The 18431-nt window shown below is 69.0% G+C and carries 14 protein-coding genes; 7 read left to right on the forward strand and 7 right to left on the reverse strand.

The genetic code is table 11. From position 1 onward, the window contains the following. Positions 1–9: 9 nt before the first annotated feature. The 4 genes from KBO27_RS05750 to KBO27_RS05775 form a co-directional block, all read right to left on the reverse strand. Entirely contained in the window at positions 10–432 is a 423-nt protein-coding gene (locus KBO27_RS05750) for a GreA/GreB family elongation factor (RefSeq protein WP_132685291.1), read from the reverse strand. 464 nt (positions 433–896) lie between these two features. Then, positions 897–2294, reverse strand: a complete 1398-nt coding sequence (locus KBO27_RS05755; protein ID WP_307870256.1) for a glycerophosphodiester phosphodiesterase family protein — start codon at positions 2292–2294, stop codon at positions 897–899. 131 nt (positions 2295–2425) lie between these two features. After that, on the reverse strand, positions 2426–4336 hold the full coding sequence (locus KBO27_RS34510; RefSeq protein WP_307870257.1) for an amidohydrolase: 1911 nt from the start codon (positions 4334–4336) through the stop codon (positions 2426–2428). A gap of 85 nt (positions 4337–4421) precedes the next feature. Continuing rightward, positions 4422–5924 carry a PucR family transcriptional regulator ligand-binding domain-containing protein gene (locus tag KBO27_RS05775; RefSeq protein WP_210968894.1) on the reverse strand — a complete coding sequence of 501 codons (1503 nt, stop codon included), beginning with the start codon at positions 5922–5924 and terminating at the stop codon, positions 4422–4424. Between the two features lie 178 nt (positions 5925–6102). On the opposite strand from KBO27_RS05775, the gene KBO27_RS05780 reads away from it, so the two are divergent. After that, entirely contained in the window at positions 6103–7476 is a 1374-nt protein-coding gene (locus tag KBO27_RS05780) for an MFS transporter (RefSeq protein WP_210968895.1), read from the forward strand. 14 nt (positions 7477–7490) lie between these two features. Beyond that, positions 7491–8453 carry an agmatinase gene (gene speB / locus KBO27_RS05785; RefSeq protein WP_210968896.1) on the forward strand — a complete coding sequence of 321 codons (963 nt, stop codon included), beginning with the start codon at positions 7491–7493 and terminating at the stop codon, positions 8451–8453. 43 nt (positions 8454–8496) lie between these two features. On the opposite strand, the gene scpC is transcribed toward speB, so the two are convergent. Together scpC and KBO27_RS05795 are read right to left on the reverse strand one after the other, a co-directional pair. Next, on the reverse strand, positions 8497–10008 hold the full coding sequence (gene scpC / locus KBO27_RS05790; protein WP_210968897.1) for a succinyl-CoA:acetate CoA-transferase ScpC: 1512 nt from the start codon (positions 10006–10008) through the stop codon (positions 8497–8499). A 221-nt stretch (positions 10009–10229) separates the two neighbouring features. After that, positions 10230–10652: a hypothetical protein gene (locus tag KBO27_RS05795; RefSeq protein ID WP_210968898.1), complete on the reverse strand. Its 423-nt coding sequence runs from the start codon at positions 10650–10652 to the stop codon at positions 10230–10232. A 943-nt stretch (positions 10653–11595) separates the two neighbouring features. On the opposite strand from KBO27_RS05795, the gene KBO27_RS05800 reads away from it, so the two are divergent. From KBO27_RS05800 to KBO27_RS05810, 3 genes are read left to right on the forward strand one after another with little or no spacing between them, the layout of a single operon-like run. Next, positions 11596–12912 carry a uracil-xanthine permease family protein gene (locus tag KBO27_RS05800; protein ID WP_210968899.1) on the forward strand — a complete coding sequence of 439 codons (1317 nt, stop codon included), beginning with the start codon at positions 11596–11598 and terminating at the stop codon, positions 12910–12912. After that, on the forward strand, positions 12902–14227 hold the full coding sequence (locus KBO27_RS05805) for an amidohydrolase family protein (protein WP_246536325.1): 1326 nt from the start codon (positions 12902–12904) through the stop codon (positions 14225–14227). Before KBO27_RS05800 ends, KBO27_RS05805 begins: the two co-directional genes overlap by 11 nt. Continuing rightward, positions 14224–14934 carry a sulfite exporter TauE/SafE family protein gene (locus KBO27_RS05810; protein WP_210968900.1) on the forward strand — a complete coding sequence of 237 codons (711 nt, stop codon included), beginning with the start codon at positions 14224–14226 and terminating at the stop codon, positions 14932–14934. The genes KBO27_RS05805 and KBO27_RS05810 overlap by 4 nt, the downstream gene beginning before the upstream one ends. 12 nt (positions 14935–14946) lie before the next feature. Here KBO27_RS05810 and KBO27_RS05815 read toward each other — a convergent pair whose 3' ends face one another. Continuing rightward, positions 14947–15951, reverse strand: coding sequence for a LacI family DNA-binding transcriptional regulator (locus KBO27_RS05815; protein ID WP_210968901.1), 1005 nt, complete (start codon positions 15949–15951; stop codon positions 14947–14949). A gap of 227 nt (positions 15952–16178) precedes the next feature. On the opposite strand from KBO27_RS05815, the gene KBO27_RS05820 reads away from it, so the two are divergent. Together KBO27_RS05820 and KBO27_RS05825 are read left to right on the forward strand one after the other, a co-directional pair. After that, on the forward strand, positions 16179–16736 hold the full coding sequence (locus KBO27_RS05820) for a hypothetical protein (protein WP_210968902.1): 558 nt from the start codon (positions 16179–16181) through the stop codon (positions 16734–16736). Positions 16737–17499: 763 nt separating this feature from the next. Further along, positions 17500–18195, forward strand: a complete 696-nt coding sequence (locus KBO27_RS05825; protein WP_210968903.1) for a PAS domain-containing protein — start codon at positions 17500–17502, stop codon at positions 18193–18195. Positions 18196–18431 lie beyond the last annotated feature (236 nt).

Here is an 18431-nt window from a genome sequence, read left to right on the forward strand (position 1 = left end):
GAGAACGGGTCACGGGCGGTGCGGGACCGCCTTGAGGAGGGTGACCCGCTCGGTGCCGCCGTTGGGGACGTCGTAGGTGCGCTCGTCGCCCTGCCGGGCTCCGGTCAGGGCGGCGCCGAGCGGCGACTCGGGGGAGTAGACCGCGAGGCCGTCGGTGTCGGTCCCGTCGCGGGTGCCGAGCAGGAAGGTCTCGATCTCGCCGTCGTCGTAGCGGACGGTGAGCTGCATGCCGGGCTCGGCGACCCCGTCGTCCGGCGGCGGGTCACCGACCACGGCGTTGTCCAGCAGATCCCTGATCTGCCGGATGCGAGCACGCCGGTGCCCCTCGTCGTCCAGCTCGGCGGCGGAACGGTGGGAGACCAGTTCTGCGAGCTCGGCCCGCAGCCGGTCGTGAGCGTCCTGGGTCATCCAGTGGGGTTGCGTGGTCGTCATGGTCTTTCCTCGTGTCGACGGGTCGGTGTGTGGGGGCGCCGGGATCAAGGCGTGGGCCGCGATGCGTGGGGGAACGCGCGGATCTCATCGATCCGAGGTGCGCGGCATCGGGAGAAGGCTCGGCGGGGCGTCGGCGGAGGATGTCCGCTCGCGCCGCTGCGCCGTGCTGGGTGATTACCGTCGGCGGCGTACCGGTCTGGGCCGGACGGTCGCGCGGTCTTCGGGGGGCGAGTCGATCACCGCTGAGGCCCGTGGACCACGACGGGTGCGTGCGATAGCGCCGCCCATGACCAGCCCTCCCGTGATGTGACCTCACCGTTCAAGCCCGATCATGGCAGACGTTCAGACCAACGCCACTGTGGGAAACGTACAAATCGGCCAGTGCCACTTGTGCGGTTCCTTCAACCCGCCGGCACGACGAGGGGCCGGCCCCGTCGGAGCCGGCCCCTCGTCGTGATTTCGGATTACCGCAGGTCGAACTGGAAGAGGTCGAGGTTGAAGCGGGGCGCCACGTCGTCGTCGACCTTCACGACGAACTCGTGCCTGCCCGCTTCGAAGTGCCGGGTCTCCAGCGGCTGCAGGTCGAAGGCCCGGGTCAGGTGCGTCGTGTTTCCGATGTCGTGGCGTCCGGTGGTCCCGTCGGCCCACTCGAGGGCGATGCGCCCGGCCGGTGCGCCGTCGGAGGCCAGCCGCGCCGACACCTCGTACTCGCCGGACCGCGGGAGGTCCACCGAGTACTTGATCCATTCGCCGGACTGGACGGAGCTCACCGCGATCGCGCCCTCGACGTCGCACACGTCGACGCCGCCTTCTCCGCCGCAGGTGTTCGGGTCGAGGTCGTGGTAGCCGACGCCCTCACCACCGGGTGCGTGGTCCTCGGCCTGGACGCGCACGGTGCGGTCGCCGGGCTGGGCCTCCCAGCGGCTCATGTCGCCGCCGTTGCGCCAGTGGTGCAGGCCCTCGATCTCGTCGGTCTGGATCATCGAGGCGTCGTGCTCCTCGACGACGGCCTGCCAGCCGAGCTGCGGGTCCCGCCGGGACGCCTCGTCGGTGTAGGTGGCGGCGAGGTCCTGCCACATCGTGTTGATCCACACGCGGCTGTCCTGCTGGATCCGATCCAGCAGCGCCGGCTGCACCTGCGGGTCGGTGAGCTGGTCGAACACGACCTCGTAGGCCACCGGCTGGCGACCGGGGAAAGTCCCGACCACGTCGGCGTTCTCGTCCTTGATGATGTGCATGTAGAGGATCTCGGGATCGGTGGCCATGAAGTCGGCGGCCTCCTGCACGGTCGGGCTGCCCTTGAACAGCCCGTGGTCGACCGTGCCGGTCGCCCGCAGCACCCGGTACATGTCCTCGCGGATGCCCCAGCCCTTGTCCAGGTTGACCATCGCGCGACCCTTGACCGCGAGCATGGCCTCGTCCAGCGTCGGGACCGAGTGCGAGGTCAGGGCCGCCTGCTCGCCGCCGAGGTGCTCCTTCAGCCGCAGCTGCTTGATCTGCGCCAGCGTCAGGTCCGAGACCTCGCCGGTCCCGTTCGTCGTGCGGTCGACGGTCTCGTCGTGCATCAGGACCAGGTGGCCGTCGGCGGTCTTGCGCACGTCGATCTCGACGATCTCGGCGCCGTCCCGGACGGCCTCGTCGATCGCGGCGAGGGAGTTCTCCGGGTGGTCGCGCCAGGCTCCGCGGTGCGCGGCCGCCAGCAGCGGCGCGCGGTCGGAGTGGTCGAGCAGGTCCCGGTGGATCCGCTCGATGGGGGAGGCCTGGTTCGCCGAGACCGATGGCGTCACCGCGAGTCCGGTGGCGAGGATGCCGAGCGCGGCGGCACCCGCTGCCGCACGGCGGCGGGCCGAAGTCGTGTCCACTGAAAGTGCTCCAATCTGACGAAAGCGACACAACCTTCGGCTGAACCGATGAACCGATCGTGAACTGGTCGCCCTTCGGTGCGGACGCAGTGGTGAACAGTGTGCCCCGTTCGAGTGAGCAAGGTCGCCGGTCAGAGCCAGGCGAGAGCGGCCACGACGAGAGCCTGGGTGCCCGTGGTCAGCGTCGGTTGGATCACCGGCGCGAAGGTGGGCGAGTGGTTCGCCGGGACGTCCTGGGAGCCGCGTTCGAACAGGTCGGGATCGATGCCGCCGATGCCCCAGTAGGCGTAGGGGATGTCGAAGGCGGTGGCCAGGTCGCTGAAGTCCTCGCTGGCGGCCCACTGGCCGAGCGGCCCGGCGCGGTCCCCGAAGTGGCCGGCGAACGCCTCGGCGACCCTGCCGGTCGAGGAGGCGTCGTTGTCGGTCACCGGGAAGCGCTCGAACAGCTCGAACTCGGGCTCGCGGGGCGACTTCGAGGCCTGGCACTCGGCGGTGACGATGCGCTCGATCGCGTCGAGCACGTCCGCGCGGGTCCGCTCGCTGTAGGTGCGGATGTTGAGCAGGATCTCCGCCCGGTCGGGGATGATGTTGCTCTTGGTGCCCGCACGGATGCTGCCGACGGTGAGCACGGTCGGCTCACCGGGCGCGATCTCGCGGGCGACGACCGTCTGCAGCCGCACGACGATCATCGAGGCGAGCACGACGGGGTCGATCGCCGACTGCGGCATGGACCCGTGAGCACCGCGCCCGTGCACGGTGATCCGCATGCTGTCGGCCGCGGCGAGCGTCGGGCCCGCGTTGGTGGCCACGGTCCCGGCCGGCATCGGCAGCACGTGCTGGGCCAGCGCCACGTCGGGCCGGGGGATGAGCGCGCGGAGACCGTCGTCGACCATGCCCCGGGCGCCGTCGGCGACCTCCTCGGCGGGCTGGAACAGCACGACCAGGGTGCCGTTCCAGCGCCCGGTGGCCGAGGCCATCAGCTGCGCGGCCCCGAGCAGGCAGGCCACGTGCACGTCGTGACCGCACGCGTGCATCACCGGTTCGCCGTCAGCGGTGGCGGTGCTCGCGTAGGGCAGGCCGGTCGCCTCCTGCACGGGCAGGGCGTCCATGTCGGCCCGCAGCAGGACCGTGGGCCCGTCACCGTTGGCCAGCACCCCGACCACGCCGGTCCCGCCCACCTTCTCGTGCACCTGGTAGTCGGATTCCCGGAGCCGTTCGGCGACCAGCGATGCCGTCCTGGTCTCCTGGTGGGACAGCTCCGGGTGCGCGTGCAGGTCCCGGTAGAAGTCCTCCTGCCAGGACAGCGCGGTGTCCAGATCGGCGAGCACCGCCGAGGCTCGTGACGTGTCCATGCTGGTCTCACTCCTGGTCGTGCGCGCGGAACCTCGGCCAGGATGTGCCACCGCGGGTCGGCCCGCACCATCGCGCCGCGGCGTGCTGGGCACCCGCAGGCTGTAGCGGACCCCCAGCATCCGGATGGTGAAGCACACCGCCGCGGCCACGAGCGCGCTCGCGATCCCGTAGATCCCCAGGTTCACGGCGAACACGGTCAGGGCGGCACCCACCAGCGCCGGGACGGCGTAGAAGTCGCTGGTCAGCACCGACGGGACCCGCTTGATCGCCACGTCGCGCAGCGTCCCGCCGCCGACGGCGGTGAGCGCCCCCAGCAGCACGGCCTGCACCCCGCCGAGCCCGTACGTCAGCGCCTTGCTGGCGCCGGTCACGCAGAACACGCCGAGCCCGACCGCGTCGAAGATCGTGATCAGCTTCGCGAACCGCTCCAGCTCCACGCTGATGAAGAACGCCACGAGCGCCCCACCGGCGGCCACGCCCAGGTAGAGCACGTCGCTGAAGGTCGCGGGCGGCAGCGACCCGATCAGGATGTCTCGCAGGATGCCGCCGCCGAGCGCCGTCATCATGCCCAGCGTGAGCACCCCGACCAGGTCCAGCCGCACCATCCGCACAGCGGTGAGCGCACCGTTGAGACCGAACGCGAACGTCCCCGTCAGATCCAGCGCGAGCAACAACGGCGGTTGAGACATGACCACAGTCTGACCCCGCCCCCCACCCCACACGCAGCTGGACGCACGCGGAACGGCTCGGGCCGCGTGTCCAGCAGACCCGTCCTCACTCCGAGACCAGTTGGAGCGCGCGCAGTGCCAGCCACAGCTCCGTGATGTCGCCGGTCTCGCTCAGGTCCCGGTGGGTGAGCTCCTCGATCTTCCGAACGCGGTAGAGGACGGTTTGCCGGTGGACGTGCAGCGCTGTGCTGGTGCGCTGCCACGAGCGCTGGTTGCCGAGGAAGGCGTGCAACGTTCCCAGCAGGTCGGTGCCGTGGTCTTCGTCGTAGCTGAGCACCGGCCGGAGGACCCGGTCGACGAGTGCCTGGGCGTCGGCGATGTCGGTCAGACCGATCCACGGGGTCGCGGTGTCGTGACGGACGACCGCCGTGGCCGTCCGATCCGCGATGCCCAGCGACCAGCTCGACTCCCGGGCGGCCACCGGGAGTCGCGCGACGGAGCCGAGCTGACGGCTGATGCCGACGCGCGCTGTTTTGCCCAGGGTCGTGGTCAGCACGAGGTCGAGCTCGTCGTTGTCGTCGACCAGGACGTGGGTTCGCCCGGATCGATGCCTGCAGACGTGCGGAATGCCGTGGCGCCACAGCGCGGTGGGCAGTTCCTGGAGCCGCCCGTCGTCGTCGCTCTGCGCGGTGACGAGCACGCTTCGAGCGGGGTCGAGGTCCAGATCGACGAGCTGCTGGTGTCCCACCTGCTGGTCGATGCGGCCGTCGAGGAACTGGTTGAGCAGCTCCGCTCCGAACCTGCGCTGCTGCTCCAACGCCAGTTGCGTCTGGGACAGCTCGAGCGCCGCCACCGTCGCGGCGTGCTGCAGCAGAACCCCGTCGAGAGCCGCGTTCCGGCTTCGCACGACCATCAGCGTCGCGCACTCCTGGGTCGGTACGCCGACCATGAGGAGTTCGCGGTCGTCCGGGAGCGCGATGCCGAACGCACCTCCGGTGAGGTGTCGCGCGGCGGTGTCACCGCGGCGCACCGCGTTCGCGGCGACCGGGTCGGGCGGTTTCACGCCCGGGTACCACGGTTCACCGGATTCCCGGTGCAGGAGGTGGACCTCGCAGCCGAGTTCGTTCTCGAGTGCGGTGAGGAAGTCGGGGCGGCCGTGCGTCCGCGATGTCGTGCGCCTGATCGCGTCGTAGATCCGCTGCGTCTTGATGAGCCGCTGCGACTGCTCTAGCAGGGTCGCCTCAGCGACCGCCCGGGAGATCGCGACGAAGGGCAACGGGTACCGGATCCACAGCACGGGGAACCGCAGCCGCTCGCTGGCTCGTTCGACCCGTCGGCGCAGCGGCGGGCAGTGCATGCGTTCGCCGATGCCCAGGGCGCTGGCACCCGCGGCGACGAGCCGTTCGAGCAGCTCGACCTGGTCATCGGCCTTGCGGGGGAACGACATCCCGTTGGTCATCAGCATTTCGCCGCCGGTGATCCACTCCCACGGCGCGGGCAGATCGGAGGTGTGGGTCCAGGCAACCGTGTTGCCCAGGCCGTTCGAGCCCGAGTGCAGCCGGAGACCCAGGTGCGGGATGTCGAGGAGCTCGCCGACCGTGATGCCCATGCCCCACCGTAACGAGGATCGCGCGTTCGTCCGAAACCTTTCGTGCGATCGCTCAAGACGGCGCCCGGGTTTTGAGCAGATGTCGGCTTCCGGGCCGCTTCCCCGGCGCGTAGAGCTGTGTGGCGAACCGACTTGCCCACACCGCTGTGGCCGCTGCAAGTGGCGGGAGGAGGTCCGGATGACGACCTCGAACCATTCCATCGACGACGCACCACTGACGACGTTCCACAAGAAGTTGACCGCCTACTCATCGGGCGGACCGTTCATCGACGGATACGCGCTGACGATCATCGGCATCGCGTTGATCACGCTCGAACCGGCGATGGCGTTGAGCACCACCGAAGTCGGACTGGTCGGGGCGGCGAGCCTCATCGGCGTGTTCGTCGGCGGCGGCGTTTTCGGCTACGTCACCGACAAGGTCGGACGCCAGGTCATGTACATCGCCGATCTCGTCGTGCTCGCGGCGACCTCGATCCTCACCGCGTTCGCCACCGACGTGTGGCAGATCCTGGTGCTGCGCTTCGTGCTCGGCGTGGCGATCGGCGCCGACTACCCGATCGCCACGTCGTTGCTGACCGAGTTCCTCCCGCGCCGGGTGCGCGGCCGGATGATCGGCGCGACGTTCGTGGTGTGGGCCGTGGGTGCGGCCGTGGCCTACCTCGTGGGATTCGCCCTGCGCGACTTCGGCCCGGACGCCTGGCGCTGGATGCTCGCGAGCCCCGCGCTGTTCGCCGTCATCACCCTCCTGCTGAGGCTCGGCACACCGGAATCGCCGCGCTGGTTGCTCAGCAAGGGGAGGACGGAAGAAGCGCGCGTCGCCATCAAGACGGTCTACGGCGATGCCTACGACGTCACGGACCTGCCCGATGAGCGAGCGGTCGCGACGTCCTACTGGACGGTCTTCCGGCGTCCCTACCTCAAGCGGACCGCGTTCGTGGCGGTGTTCTGGACCGCGCAGGTCATCCCGATGTTCGCCGTGTACACCTTCGGGCCCGACCTGCTGGAATCGTTCGGGCTGACCGGTGACGCGAACACCTACGGCGGGTCGACGCTGATCGCGGCCCTGTTCGTCGTCGGCGGGATCCCCGGGCTCTACCTGGTGGAGCGGATCGGCCGTCGCCCGTTGCTGCTGTGGTCGTTCGTCGTCGCGGGAGCGGCGTTGCTGGTCCCCGCCGTCATCCCGGGGGTGCCCGGGTGGTTGTTCTTCGCGGCCCTCGCGGTGTTCGCGGTCAGCTCAGGCGCTTCGAACTTCCTCCAGGTCGTCTACCCGAACGAGCTGTTCCCGACCGAGGTCCGCGCGACCGCGGTCGGTGTCGGCACGGCGCTGAGCCGGATCGGATCCGCGCTCGGGACCTACCTGATGCCCTTCGCCCTCCAGCTCGGAGCGCCGACGGCGCTGCTCGCCGGGGCGGCGGTCACCCTCATCGGATTCGTCGTCACCGCGTCGTGGGGAACCGAGACGCGTGGCCGGTCGCTGAGCGAGACCTCGGCCTCCGGAAGCGAGATCGGCGGCACGGCGCAACCCGATCTGATCCAGGAACCTCGACAGTGAAGGAGCACGACGAGATGACAGCCGAACCGATCGGTGCCGTCGATTCGACCAAGGTTCCCCGCTTCGCCGGCCCGGGTACGTTCGCCCGGATCCCGGACGTCGGGGCGGTCGGAGATTTCGACATCGCGATCCTGGGCGTGCCCTTCGACGGAGGCACTTCCTACCGTCCGGGCGCTCGTTTCGGGCCCATGGCCGTGCGGCAGGCGGCGCGCAACCTCCGCGCGGGTTTCCACGTCGATCTGGGCGTGGCACCGCTGAAGCAGGTCCAGGTCGTCGATGCCGGGGACGTGCCGTGCAGCCCTTACAGCATCGACGACGCCGTCGACCAGATCGCGGCGCACGCGACCGAGGTCCTCGGCGGCAGCGATCGCAGGATCGTCGCGATCGGCGGTGACCACACGATCGCGTTGCCGATGCTGCGCGCGGTGACTCGCGAGCACGGTCCGGTGGCGCTGGTGCACTTCGACGCGCACCTCGACACCTGGGACACCTACTTCAACGCGCCGGTGACGCACGGGACCATCTTCCGCCGCGCTTTCGAGGAGGGACTGCTGGTGGAGGACCACTCGATGCACCTGGGCATCCGCGGTCCCATCTACGATCAGATCGACCTCGACGACGACAAGTCCTTCGGGTTCCGCACGATCCGGGCCAACGACCTCGACGTGATCGGCATCGAAGGAGCCGTCGACGCCGTGCGGCAGCGCGTCGGCGACGCACCCGTCTACGTGTCCGTCGACATCGACGTCCTCGACCCGGCGTTCGCCCCGGGGACCGGAACCCCGGAATCAGGTGGCCTCACGTCCCGGGAACTGCTGCGCCTGCTGCGGAACCTCAACGGCCTCAACATCGTCGGCGCCGACGTCGTCGAGGTCTCACCCGCCTACGACCACGCCGAGATCACCTCCGTCGCCGCGGCGACCGTGGTGTTCGACCTGGTCACGCTCATGGTCAACGGCAGGGGAGTGGCCGGGTGAGGCCGGTGCGCCCCAGCCCGCGTCCGGGCTGGGGCGCACCGGTTCACGGGCGCATCGATCCGTGCTGGACGTAGTGGTGGTGCCAGGAGAGGGATTCGTCGAGCAGGTGCGGGGTGTGCAGGCCGAAAGACGAGTGCTGCGCCCGTTGGAAGTAGTCGTGCAGCAGCGGTCGGAAGTCGGGGTGCGCGCAGCGGTCGATGATGCGTTCCGCCCGCTTCTTCGGCGACAGGCCGCGCAGGTCGGCCAGGCCCTGCTCGGTCACCACGACGTCCACGTCGTGCTCGGTGTGGTCGACGTGCGAGACCATCGGCACGATCGCCGAGACGTCGCCGTTCTTGGCCTGCGACGGAGTCACGAAGATCGACACGTAGGCGTTGCGCGCGAAATCGCCTGAGCCGCCGATGCCGTTCTGGATGCGGCTGCCCATCAGGTGCGTGGAGTTGATGTTGCCGTAGATGTCGGCCTCCACGATCCCGTTCATCGCCAGGCAACCGAGCCGGCGCACCACCTCGGGGTGGTTGCTGATCTCCTGCGGCCGCAGCACGATCTTGTCCCGGTAGGCGGCGGTGTCCCGGTTGAACCGGTCCACCGCGGTCGGGCTCAGCGAGAACGCCGTCGCGGACGCCATCTGGAGCTTGCCGGACTCGATGAGCTGCAGCATGCCGTCCTGGATGACCTCGGTGTAAGCCGTCAGCCCGTCGAACGGGCCGGTTCCGAGACCGGCGAGGACGGCGTTGGCGACGTTGCCCACCCCGGACTGCAGCGGCAGCAGCTCCCGGGGCAACCGGCCGCTGCGCACCTCCAGCTCCAGGAAGTCCAGGACGTGCCCGGCGATCTGCTCGGAGGTGCGGTCGGGCGGGGTGAAAGCGGCGTTGCGGTCGGGTGATTCGGTCTCCACGACCGCGATCACCTTGTCCGCCGGGCACTCCAGGTGCGGCACGCCGATCCGGTCGGCCGGGTGGGTGATCGGGATGGGCTTGCGGTGGGGCGGGAGAGCGGTCCCGTAGTAGATGTCGTGCATGCCGTCGAGGTGCTCGCTCTGCCACGAGTTCACCTCGAGGATCACCCGATCAGCCTGCTCCAGCCACGTCTTGTTGTTGCCCACCGACGACGACGGGATCAACCGGCCGTCCGGGGTGATGCCGCTGACCTCGATGACGGCCACGTCCAGCTCGCCGTAGATGCCCTGCCACACCCGCTGCGCCACGTGCGAGAGGTGGATGTCGGTGTAGTCGAGCCGACCGGCGTTGATCTTCGCCCGGCTCACCGGGTCCGACTGGTACGGCAACCGGAGGTCGATCCCCTCGACCTCGGCCAGCGCCCCGTCGAGCTCCGGAGCGGTCGAAGCCCCGGTCCACAACCCGACCTTCATCGGCCGCCCCTGCTCGTGGGAGGTCGCGACCCGCTTCGCCAGCGCTCCCGGCACCTCCTTCGGATATCCGGCACCGGTGAACCCGCTCATCCCCACGTTCTCGCCGGGTTCGATCATCTCGGCGGCCTCCTCGGCCGAGACGATCTTCGAGGCGAACTGCCGATTCCGAATCCTGCCGGTCATCCACGACCTCCCGCTCAACGTTGAGACGTGCAGCGCCATCTCGGGCCGAGGGCGCTTGTTGTGACGCGGATCCTAAGCACGAGACCGAGCCGAACCGGCTGTGACGCGGGGCACCAACCGTTCCCCGAGGTGGCCCTCACCAGGCAGGACGCGGCGCCGGTGGCTTCACGCGAGCGATTCGGCGGCGTTCGCTCAGCGACATCGGCGGTCGCACAGCGAACTCAACCGGCGCGCCTCCGGAGCGCGAGCACCGCGGTCACCGCGAGGACGACCACCCCGACCGACTCCACGACGATCGAGGTCGGCGCCAGCTGGTAGCTGAGGCTCGACCGCATCCCGAACAGCGAAACCGGGCTCAACGCGATCAACAACGCCAACAAGGTCCCCAACATGAACAGCAGCCCCAGCCCACTCACCAGCCCCAACCGCTGCCGCCGCGCCACGAGCACCCCCACGGCCAGCGCAACCGACCCCACCGCGTTCACCACGAACAGGACCCCGAGCACACCCCCGGTCCCGGCGAACACGAGAAAAAGATGAATCCCACCCATCCCCACCAGGAACAGGGCGCTCAACCCCCGCCAGACGGCCAAAACCCGGCCGCCCTCGACCTCCACCGAATGCGAACGACGCTCAGACGACATGTTCAACCTGCCTTCGGGCGCAACGACGCAGCGATGCACAAGTCCACCACAACCGCCACAGCGCCGCCCGGGCCGTTCGCGCTGCCCGCCCTACCGGCGCCTTCGGTCCCCGGGGGGGTCGATCACGCTGCGACAGCTCAGCGGCCTCGTCCTCGGTGCGAGTTGGCGTTGTTGGTGCTGGCGCCGCAGGCCCACGAACCCCGATCGGCAGTCCACCACCAGCCCCCGACCCGACCCAGCGGGCCCGGTCCCGTCCCCGGCCGGGTTCACGGATTTCACTGGAAATGGGAGACCCGGATTTCCACTGAGGTGATCCCAGTCGGTCGTGCCGTGTTCGCAGGAGGTGAGGACAGCTGCGCCACCGGCGATGCTGATGGTCCTGCCGGGGCACCGATGATGTCGCGTACGCCACCGAGTTCACCCCCGTCCTCGCTGGCGAGCGTTCGCTCACGGCGTGAAAATTCGAATTTCGCGCGAAATTCGAGCGGCAAAGTTTCGACTCGAATTTCGCGCGAAATTCGAATCCGGCCCGCGACGGCGGCACCAGGTCCTCTCGTTGGAACGACGCCCCTGGGTGGTCGGTGGGTAGCAGGAGCGGGCGGGCCCTCGAGACTCCACCGGCCTTCCGCTGAGATCACCTCACTGAAATCGGGGACCCGAGTGCCAGTGAGATCCGGGTCGCTGGGTGATCACCGACGCGGTCCGGAGCGACGGGAAGGTCGGTGAGGAGAGGGCCTGGTTCGTTGGTGCGCGCGAGTCCTCCCTCGGGAGTCCGCGGGGTTGACATGGGTCGGAGTGGGCTGAATACTTCCGGCCAAATCGATTTGGCCCTGGTGATGCGGCGAGGACATGCACGTGTCGGCAGGGCGTCACGCGGCACCCCGCGGGCGGCAGCGCCGCCCCATCCCGTTCTGCCCGACCTCCCCGGGAACGGAGGCTCGAAGTGCCAAGACATCCTGTCGATGAATTCCGCCCGCTGTCCCGTCTCATCCCCTTCGGCTTGCAGCACGTGCTGGTCATGGCCGCTGCACCGATCTCCAGCGTCTTCCTGGTGGCGAAGACGCTCGACCTGACTCCCGATCTCACCGTTCGACTGCTCTCGTCGACGTTCGTGCTCGCCGGCCTCGGGACGCTCCTGCAGTCGTTCGGCCCGTGGCACCTCGGCGCGCGGCTGCCGTTCGTGATGTTGCCGGGCGGTGCCCCGGTGATCCTCTTCCTGGCGATCGCGCAGGAGCACGGCGTCCGGACCGCCGTCGGCGCGGTGATCCTCACCGGTGCCTTCTACTTCGTGGCACTGCCGCTGTTCAGCCGCCTGCTCCGGTTCTTCCCGGGAATCGTGATCGGGACGATGATCGTCCTCGTCGGCGTCACGCTGATCAAATCCGGAGCCCAGCTCATCACCGGGAAGCCCAGCAGTCCCGGCTTCGGCGATCCGACGCACCTGTTGCTCGGCCTGGCGACCATCGCCTTCACGGTGCTGCTGCACCGGCTCCTGCGCGGCGTGCTGCGGCAGCTCGCGGTCGTGCTCGGCCTCGTGGCGGGCACCGCGCTCGCCGCCGCGCTCGGGGAGCTGCGCTTCGACGGAATCGGCTCGGAGATCGTGGCCTTGCCGACGCCGCTCCCGTTCGGCCCGCCCGAATTCGACGTCCTTGCCGCGATCCCGCTGCTCATCTTCGCCCTGGCGTCGATGGCCGAAGCCACCGGTCAGACGGTGCTCAACGCCGAGGTCGTCGGCAAGGAGATCGACGTGCGGCGGGACGCCCCGCGCACCATCCGCGGCGACGGCCTGGTCTCGTTGCTCGGCGGGTTCTTCGGCACCTCGCTCATGGTCACCAGCGGTGAGAACATCGGTATCGTCCGGATGACCGGGGTCCGCAGCCGTTTCGTCACGGTCGTCGCCGGGCTGGTGCTCGTCGCCATCGGCCTGTTCGCGCCCCTGGTGCGCTTGATCGACGCCATCCCGCCCTCGGTGGTCGGGGGCACGGCAGTCGTCGTGTTCAGCGTGATCGCCGTGATGGGTGTGCAGATGCTGCGGGACTACGACCTGTCCGACCACCGGAACCTGCTGGTCGTCGCGGTTCCGCTCGGCCTCGGGCTGATCCCGGTGCTGGTGCCCGGGATCTACGATCAGCTCCCCTCCACCGCCGGGATCCTGCTGGACAGCGGGGTTGCTGTCGGCGCGGCGAGCGCCGCAGTGCTCAACGTCCTGTTCAACCACCTCCGCACGACCGAACGAAGTGAGGACACCGTTGCGGCCTGATGCTTTCGACGACGACGAGTTCCTGCTGCTCCCCGAGGTCCTGCTGCTGCCGGACGGCCCGGTGCGCGGTGGGGCCGTCGTCGTTTCCGGGGGCGAGTTCGCGATGGTCGGGGAGGTCGATGCCGTCGTCGCCGCCCACCCCGAACTCCGAGCCGTCCACCTGGAGCGGCACCTGCTCATGCCCGGTTTCGTGGACGCGCACCACCACCTCACGCAGAGCTTCGGCAAGGCGCTCGCGTTCGGTGAGCCGTCGGAGATCTTCCGGCGGATCTGGGTTCCGCTGGAGCAGCAGCTCACTCCGGAATCCGCCTACGTGGCGGCGAAACTGGCCGCGTTCGAATCGCTCCGCGGGGGTTTCACCACGGTCGCGGAAGCGGGAACCCGGGCCCCGGTGGATGTTTCGACCGTCGCGCAAGGAGTGACCGAGGCCGGACTGCGGTGCGTGCTCGGTGCCGTGTGCGAGGACGTGGAGGCAGCCGACCGGCACCTGACCCGCTGGGATTCGCCGCTGCTGCACCCGTCCCTGGCGGTACCGACCCCGGACTCCGTACCGGACGGTGCGCTGCGGGAACTCGCGCAGCTGTGCGACGAATCGGGAGCCGTTCTCCAGATCCACGTCAACGAGCACCTCGCTTCGGTGGAGAGGTCGTTGGAGAAGCGCGGACTCCGGCCGCTGGAGCACCTCGACCAGATCGGGGCGCTGGGGCCGCACCTCCTCGGCGCGCACGCGACCCTGCTGACCCCGGGTGAGATCCGGCTCCTCTCCGAGACCGGCACCGCGATCAGCTACAACCCGGTGGCCAGCGCCTGGAAGGGGAACGCCGTGGCCCCTGCGACGTCGTTCTCCGCGCTCGGCGTCCGCTTCGGAATCGGCACCGACGGCACGCGCGGCGACGGGTTCCGGCTCGTGGACGCTGCCGAGTTCGCGCAGCGGATCGCATCGGGATTGTCCACTGGAGACTCCTCGTGCGGAGGTGGGTGGACCTGGCTGCAGCACGCGATCTCGGGTGACGCCGTCGGCGTTGACCGGATCGGCCGGATCGAAGCCGGTGGCCTGGCAGACTTCCTCCTCGTGGACCTGAACGTGCCCGAGCTGTGCCCGTCGTGGGACCTGCCGTGGGAACTGGTCCGGTTGACCAACCGCGACCAGATCACAGGGGTTTTCGTCGGCGGTCGGCTCCGGCTCTGGCAAGGCCGGCCGGTCGACTGGGACGGGCGGGAACTCCTCGAGCGCGGGGAGGAGCTCGCCCGCGAGGTGGTGGCGACCGCGCAGCTGCACCGCGTGCACCCCCGCTCGACGGAGGTGCGCCGGTGAGCGTCGCACTGATGGCCGTGATCGCGCTCGTCGTGACCGTGGCGGCGTTCGTCCAGGGCAGCACGGGGGTCGGCTTCGCGCTGATCGTCGCGCCGGTCGTGGGACTGGTGGAACCCGCGCTGCTGCCGGTCTTCCTGCTGGCGCTGATGATCCCGCTCAACCTCTACGTGGCCGGGCGGGAGCGCGGGAAGCTGGACTGGCGCGGGGCCAAGTGGATCACGACGGGCCGGTTCGCAGGCACCTTCGGAGGTCTCTGGGTGCTCGTCGCCGTCCCGTTGGCGCAGTTGAACCTGGTGGTCGGCGCGTCGACGGTGCTGGCGGCGGTGGTCACGCTGCTCGCGCCCTCGTTCACACCGGGCCGCGGTGCGTTCCTGGCCGCGGGTGCGATCACGGGTGTGACCGAGACGGCGACCGGGGTCGGTGGGCCGCCTCTCGCGCTGGTCTACCAGCACCACCCGGCCGCCGTGCTGCGCTCGACGGTCGCGGTCTGCTTCATCGCCGGCGAGGTGATCTCGCTGGTGGTCCTGCTGGCCACGGGCAAGATCACCCTGCACGCGCTGGGAATGGCGGCGGTCCTGCTGCCGGCCGTGGCGGTCGGAGCGCTGCTGAGCCGTTTCGTCCACCACCGCCTCGACGACCGCGTGATGCGACTGCTCGTGCAGCTCTTCGCGATCGTCTCCGGCGCCGTCCTCCTGATCGCGGGATGAACCTGGACTCGATCAGCGCAGCGACGAGCGGCGCGGGACGAGAACGGGGGCGGGGACAACAGCCTCGGGCTTCTCGGAGTCGCTTCGGAGGGTGGTGATGAGGAGTTCGACGGCTTTGGCCGCGGCGTCGCCGAGGTGAAGATCCACCGCCGTGAGAGGCGGATCGCAGGTGCGCGCACGCAACCCGTCGTAGCGGGTCGCGACGAGAACGTCGTCGGGCACGCGGCGTCCGCGGTCGGTCAGCGCGCGCACGGCGCCGACCGCGAACGCGTCCACCACCGCGCAGATGGCATCAACATCGGGATTCCGATCCAAGATCTCCGTGCAGGACCGGTAGCCGGCTTCCTCGCCGCCGGCTTCGTCAGCCAGGGCGACCAGCGCCGGAATCCCGCGCTCTTCCATGAAATCCCGATACGTCGTCTCCACGTCCACGTAGGAGTGACGACGGCTGGACCCGATCATCAGCGCGATGCGCTGCGCGCCCTGATCCCGGAGGTGGTCCAGGAGCAGCCGACCGACCGCCGCGGCGTGCAGGTCAACGTGCGGCACGTCGGCCCCGGGGTGGCGTCCCAGCGCCACGATCGGCAGGCCGCGTGCTCGCAACTGCTTCGTCGTCACGTCGGCCTCGTCGGGCTCGACGACGATCGCACCGTCGACGTCCAGCGAGTTCAGCGGCGGGTCCGCCTCGACCGGCGGGACCAGGACCAGCGCGAATCCGTGCAGCAGGGCCGTCTCCGCCGCCGCCGCGGCGGCCTCCATGAAGAAACCGAGCCGGGACGGTCCACCGGCGACTGCGACGGGCATCGACGACACGAGACCGATCGTGCGCGACTCGCCGCGCCTGAGCCGTTGTGCCCGCAGACTCGGCCGGTAGCCGAGCTCGGCCGCGACCTGCGCGACCCGTTCCCGCGTGCGGGGGTCGACCTTGCCCAGGCCGTTGAGCGCGTGCGACACCGTCGTCCGGGACACCCCGGCGGCCCGCGCCACGTCCGCGATGGTGGGACGCGTCCCCTCCATGGCAACCTCCTCGCCTCCACCCTATGCGCACATCAGTGCCGAGTGCCCGGTGCCGGGAACGCTGTTGCGGCGAACAGGTCTCGGTGCACGGGTGCTGCGGCGTACGCAGGGTTGCGTAGATGCGGATTCGCGCTGGTGAGGATGTCTGAGGGGGCGTGCGCGGCGGATCATCGCTGACACGCCGAAGTGCCCACCCCTAGGTGGGCCCGACACCTCGTGGAGCGTTGATGACCACCTCCAGGCAGTCCCCGCCGTCCGCCGCACCCAGCGGTCGTACCCCGCGCAGGAGACGCGGCCGGCTCTCCGCGCGGGCGCGGCGGGCGGTGCTGCTGGCGCACATCGTCGCCGGAACGGGGTGGTTCGGAATCGCTGCGGTGACGTTCGTGCTCACCGTCGCGGCGCTGACGGAGTCCGACGCCGCGATCGTGCGCGCCGGGTACGAGTTCCACGAGCTGCTCATCGGTTCGCTCGCGCGCCCCGCGTCGCTGATCACCCTGGGCACCGGGCTCGTGCTCGCCGTCGGCACCAAGTGGGGAGTCGCGAAGCACTACTGGCCGCTGATCAAGCTCGTCCTGGTCGTCGCCACGATCGCCATCACCGCCAGCCTCACGCCCGGCTGGATCGCCGACGCGACGCAGCCCGTCGGGGCACTCAACGGTGCGCGGGCCAACCTCGTGGGCATGGCCGTGTTCCACGTCCTCACCATCGGGGCCGCCGCGTGGCTCTCGATCTACAAACCCGGGGGCCGCATCCGCTGGACCACCTCCCGTCCGTCCGCGAGCTGAGGCCCGCGCACACCGGCCGGAAGGCCCCGGTTCGCCGATCACGCGTCGTCACCGACGGCGTTCGCATCCGAATCATGCGCATCGGTGCACGAGTTCGTGAAAAGCGGGCCGTTGAAGAGCGCGGCAGGCGCCATGAATCCGCGATTCGCAATAGCGCGCGTCGTCGCAGGTGGGCCAACTGTCCGGTGCGTTGTGAACGCGCTCCGGCCGGATTGAGTCGTTTCACGCTGTCACGGCACGACAACGATCCGCTGTTGTGCAGGATGCGGTTGTAAACATAAGGGTTCCTGTTCGAGTTGGAAGTAATATGGCAACTCTGTGAATTATGGGATTTTAACCGCGCTCATCTGAGCGGGAACGGGGTCTCGGCTCATTTGAGCAATTGCCCTGGGTGTTCGGACTTGTCCGTGTTGGTGACGAGGGTTGCGCGCAACTAAATACTCTTCCTGGCGGCAAGTGGTGTGGGTCACGCGTGTTCGGCTGCGCTGTATCCAGTACCCGCTTGATCCGCCGTTCGCCGCAACGTGGGGAGCCCGTGTGGAGTAGAGGCTTTTTGTTGTCGCTGGACAAGGGCGGTTCAATTTTTTTCTCGGCGGCGTTACAGAACTGTAGGCATCGGCAACCACAACATTAGGCGGTGCGCACTCTCTCACGTTGACCTCATAAGAGCGCTCTTCATACGATCGGTGGTGTCTCCGTGCGGAGGCGAACAAACCTTCCCGGCAGTCGGGATTCCTCAGGATTCGGGAGAGGTACACCGTCAATGCCCACTGTTGCCGCTGATTCTCGCCTCTTCGACAATACTTGTGGCGAGGAATTGAGAAACGATATTGCCGACGTGAATGTGTTCCAGTCGCTTCTAGAGCGATCAGGGCAGCACCTGGCGAGTCTAGATCTGCAGATGCGGATCATCCAGGCCAACGATGCTTTTGTCGCTCAATTCGGTCACCCCCGCGAGTCGGTGCTGGGGCGGAGTTTCTACGACCTGCTGCACCCAGGGGTGCGCGAGCCGATCAGCCGGAACTTCGAGCGGTTGATCGAAGGGCGGAGCCAGTGCTTCGTCGACTACTTCGTCGGTGTCGGCGCCGAGCAGAACGCCTTCACCGGCGACATCACCGGAGTCGCCGTGCGCCGAACGTCGTCCGGTGAGCTGACGAAGCTCGTGGTGCTGATCTCGCCGGAGAAGCTCAACCGGGCGAACGTGGTGGTCGCCGATCGCAAGCGAGTCCTCTCCGAGCTCAACGCCCGCATCCTCGAAGGCATCGCCACCGGCGAGTCGACCGTTCGCCTCGCCTCCCGGCTCTTCCTGAGCCGGCAGGGCGTCGAGTACCACGTCGGCGCGATGCTCAAGAAGCTCAAGGCCCCCAACCGCGCCGCCCTCGTGTCCCGCGCGTACAGCCTCGGTTTGCTCAGCGTGGGCAGCTGGCCACCCCGCGTGCCGCGAGACTACGTGAAGTAGCGCTTCAATCACCGTCCGATGTGGACGGTCTTGTGCGCTCGTGCGGATGTGCCCGTCCGGTGGGAACCGGGTCGCTGCGCACTGACCCGGCACCGGACGGCGTCGTGGTGAACTTTCGATGGACGCACCACCAAGCGCAGCCGTCTTGCGGTTCCCACGACCGCGTGTAGCTCAGGGGAACTAGGGCGTTCACCAGTATCTGGTGTTGATCAACGCTTGCGTACTGGTCAGACCGA

It is taken from the genome of Saccharopolyspora endophytica, assembly GCF_018070075.1.
Classification (GTDB): Bacteria; Actinomycetota; Actinomycetes; order Mycobacteriales; family Pseudonocardiaceae; genus Saccharopolyspora; species Saccharopolyspora endophytica.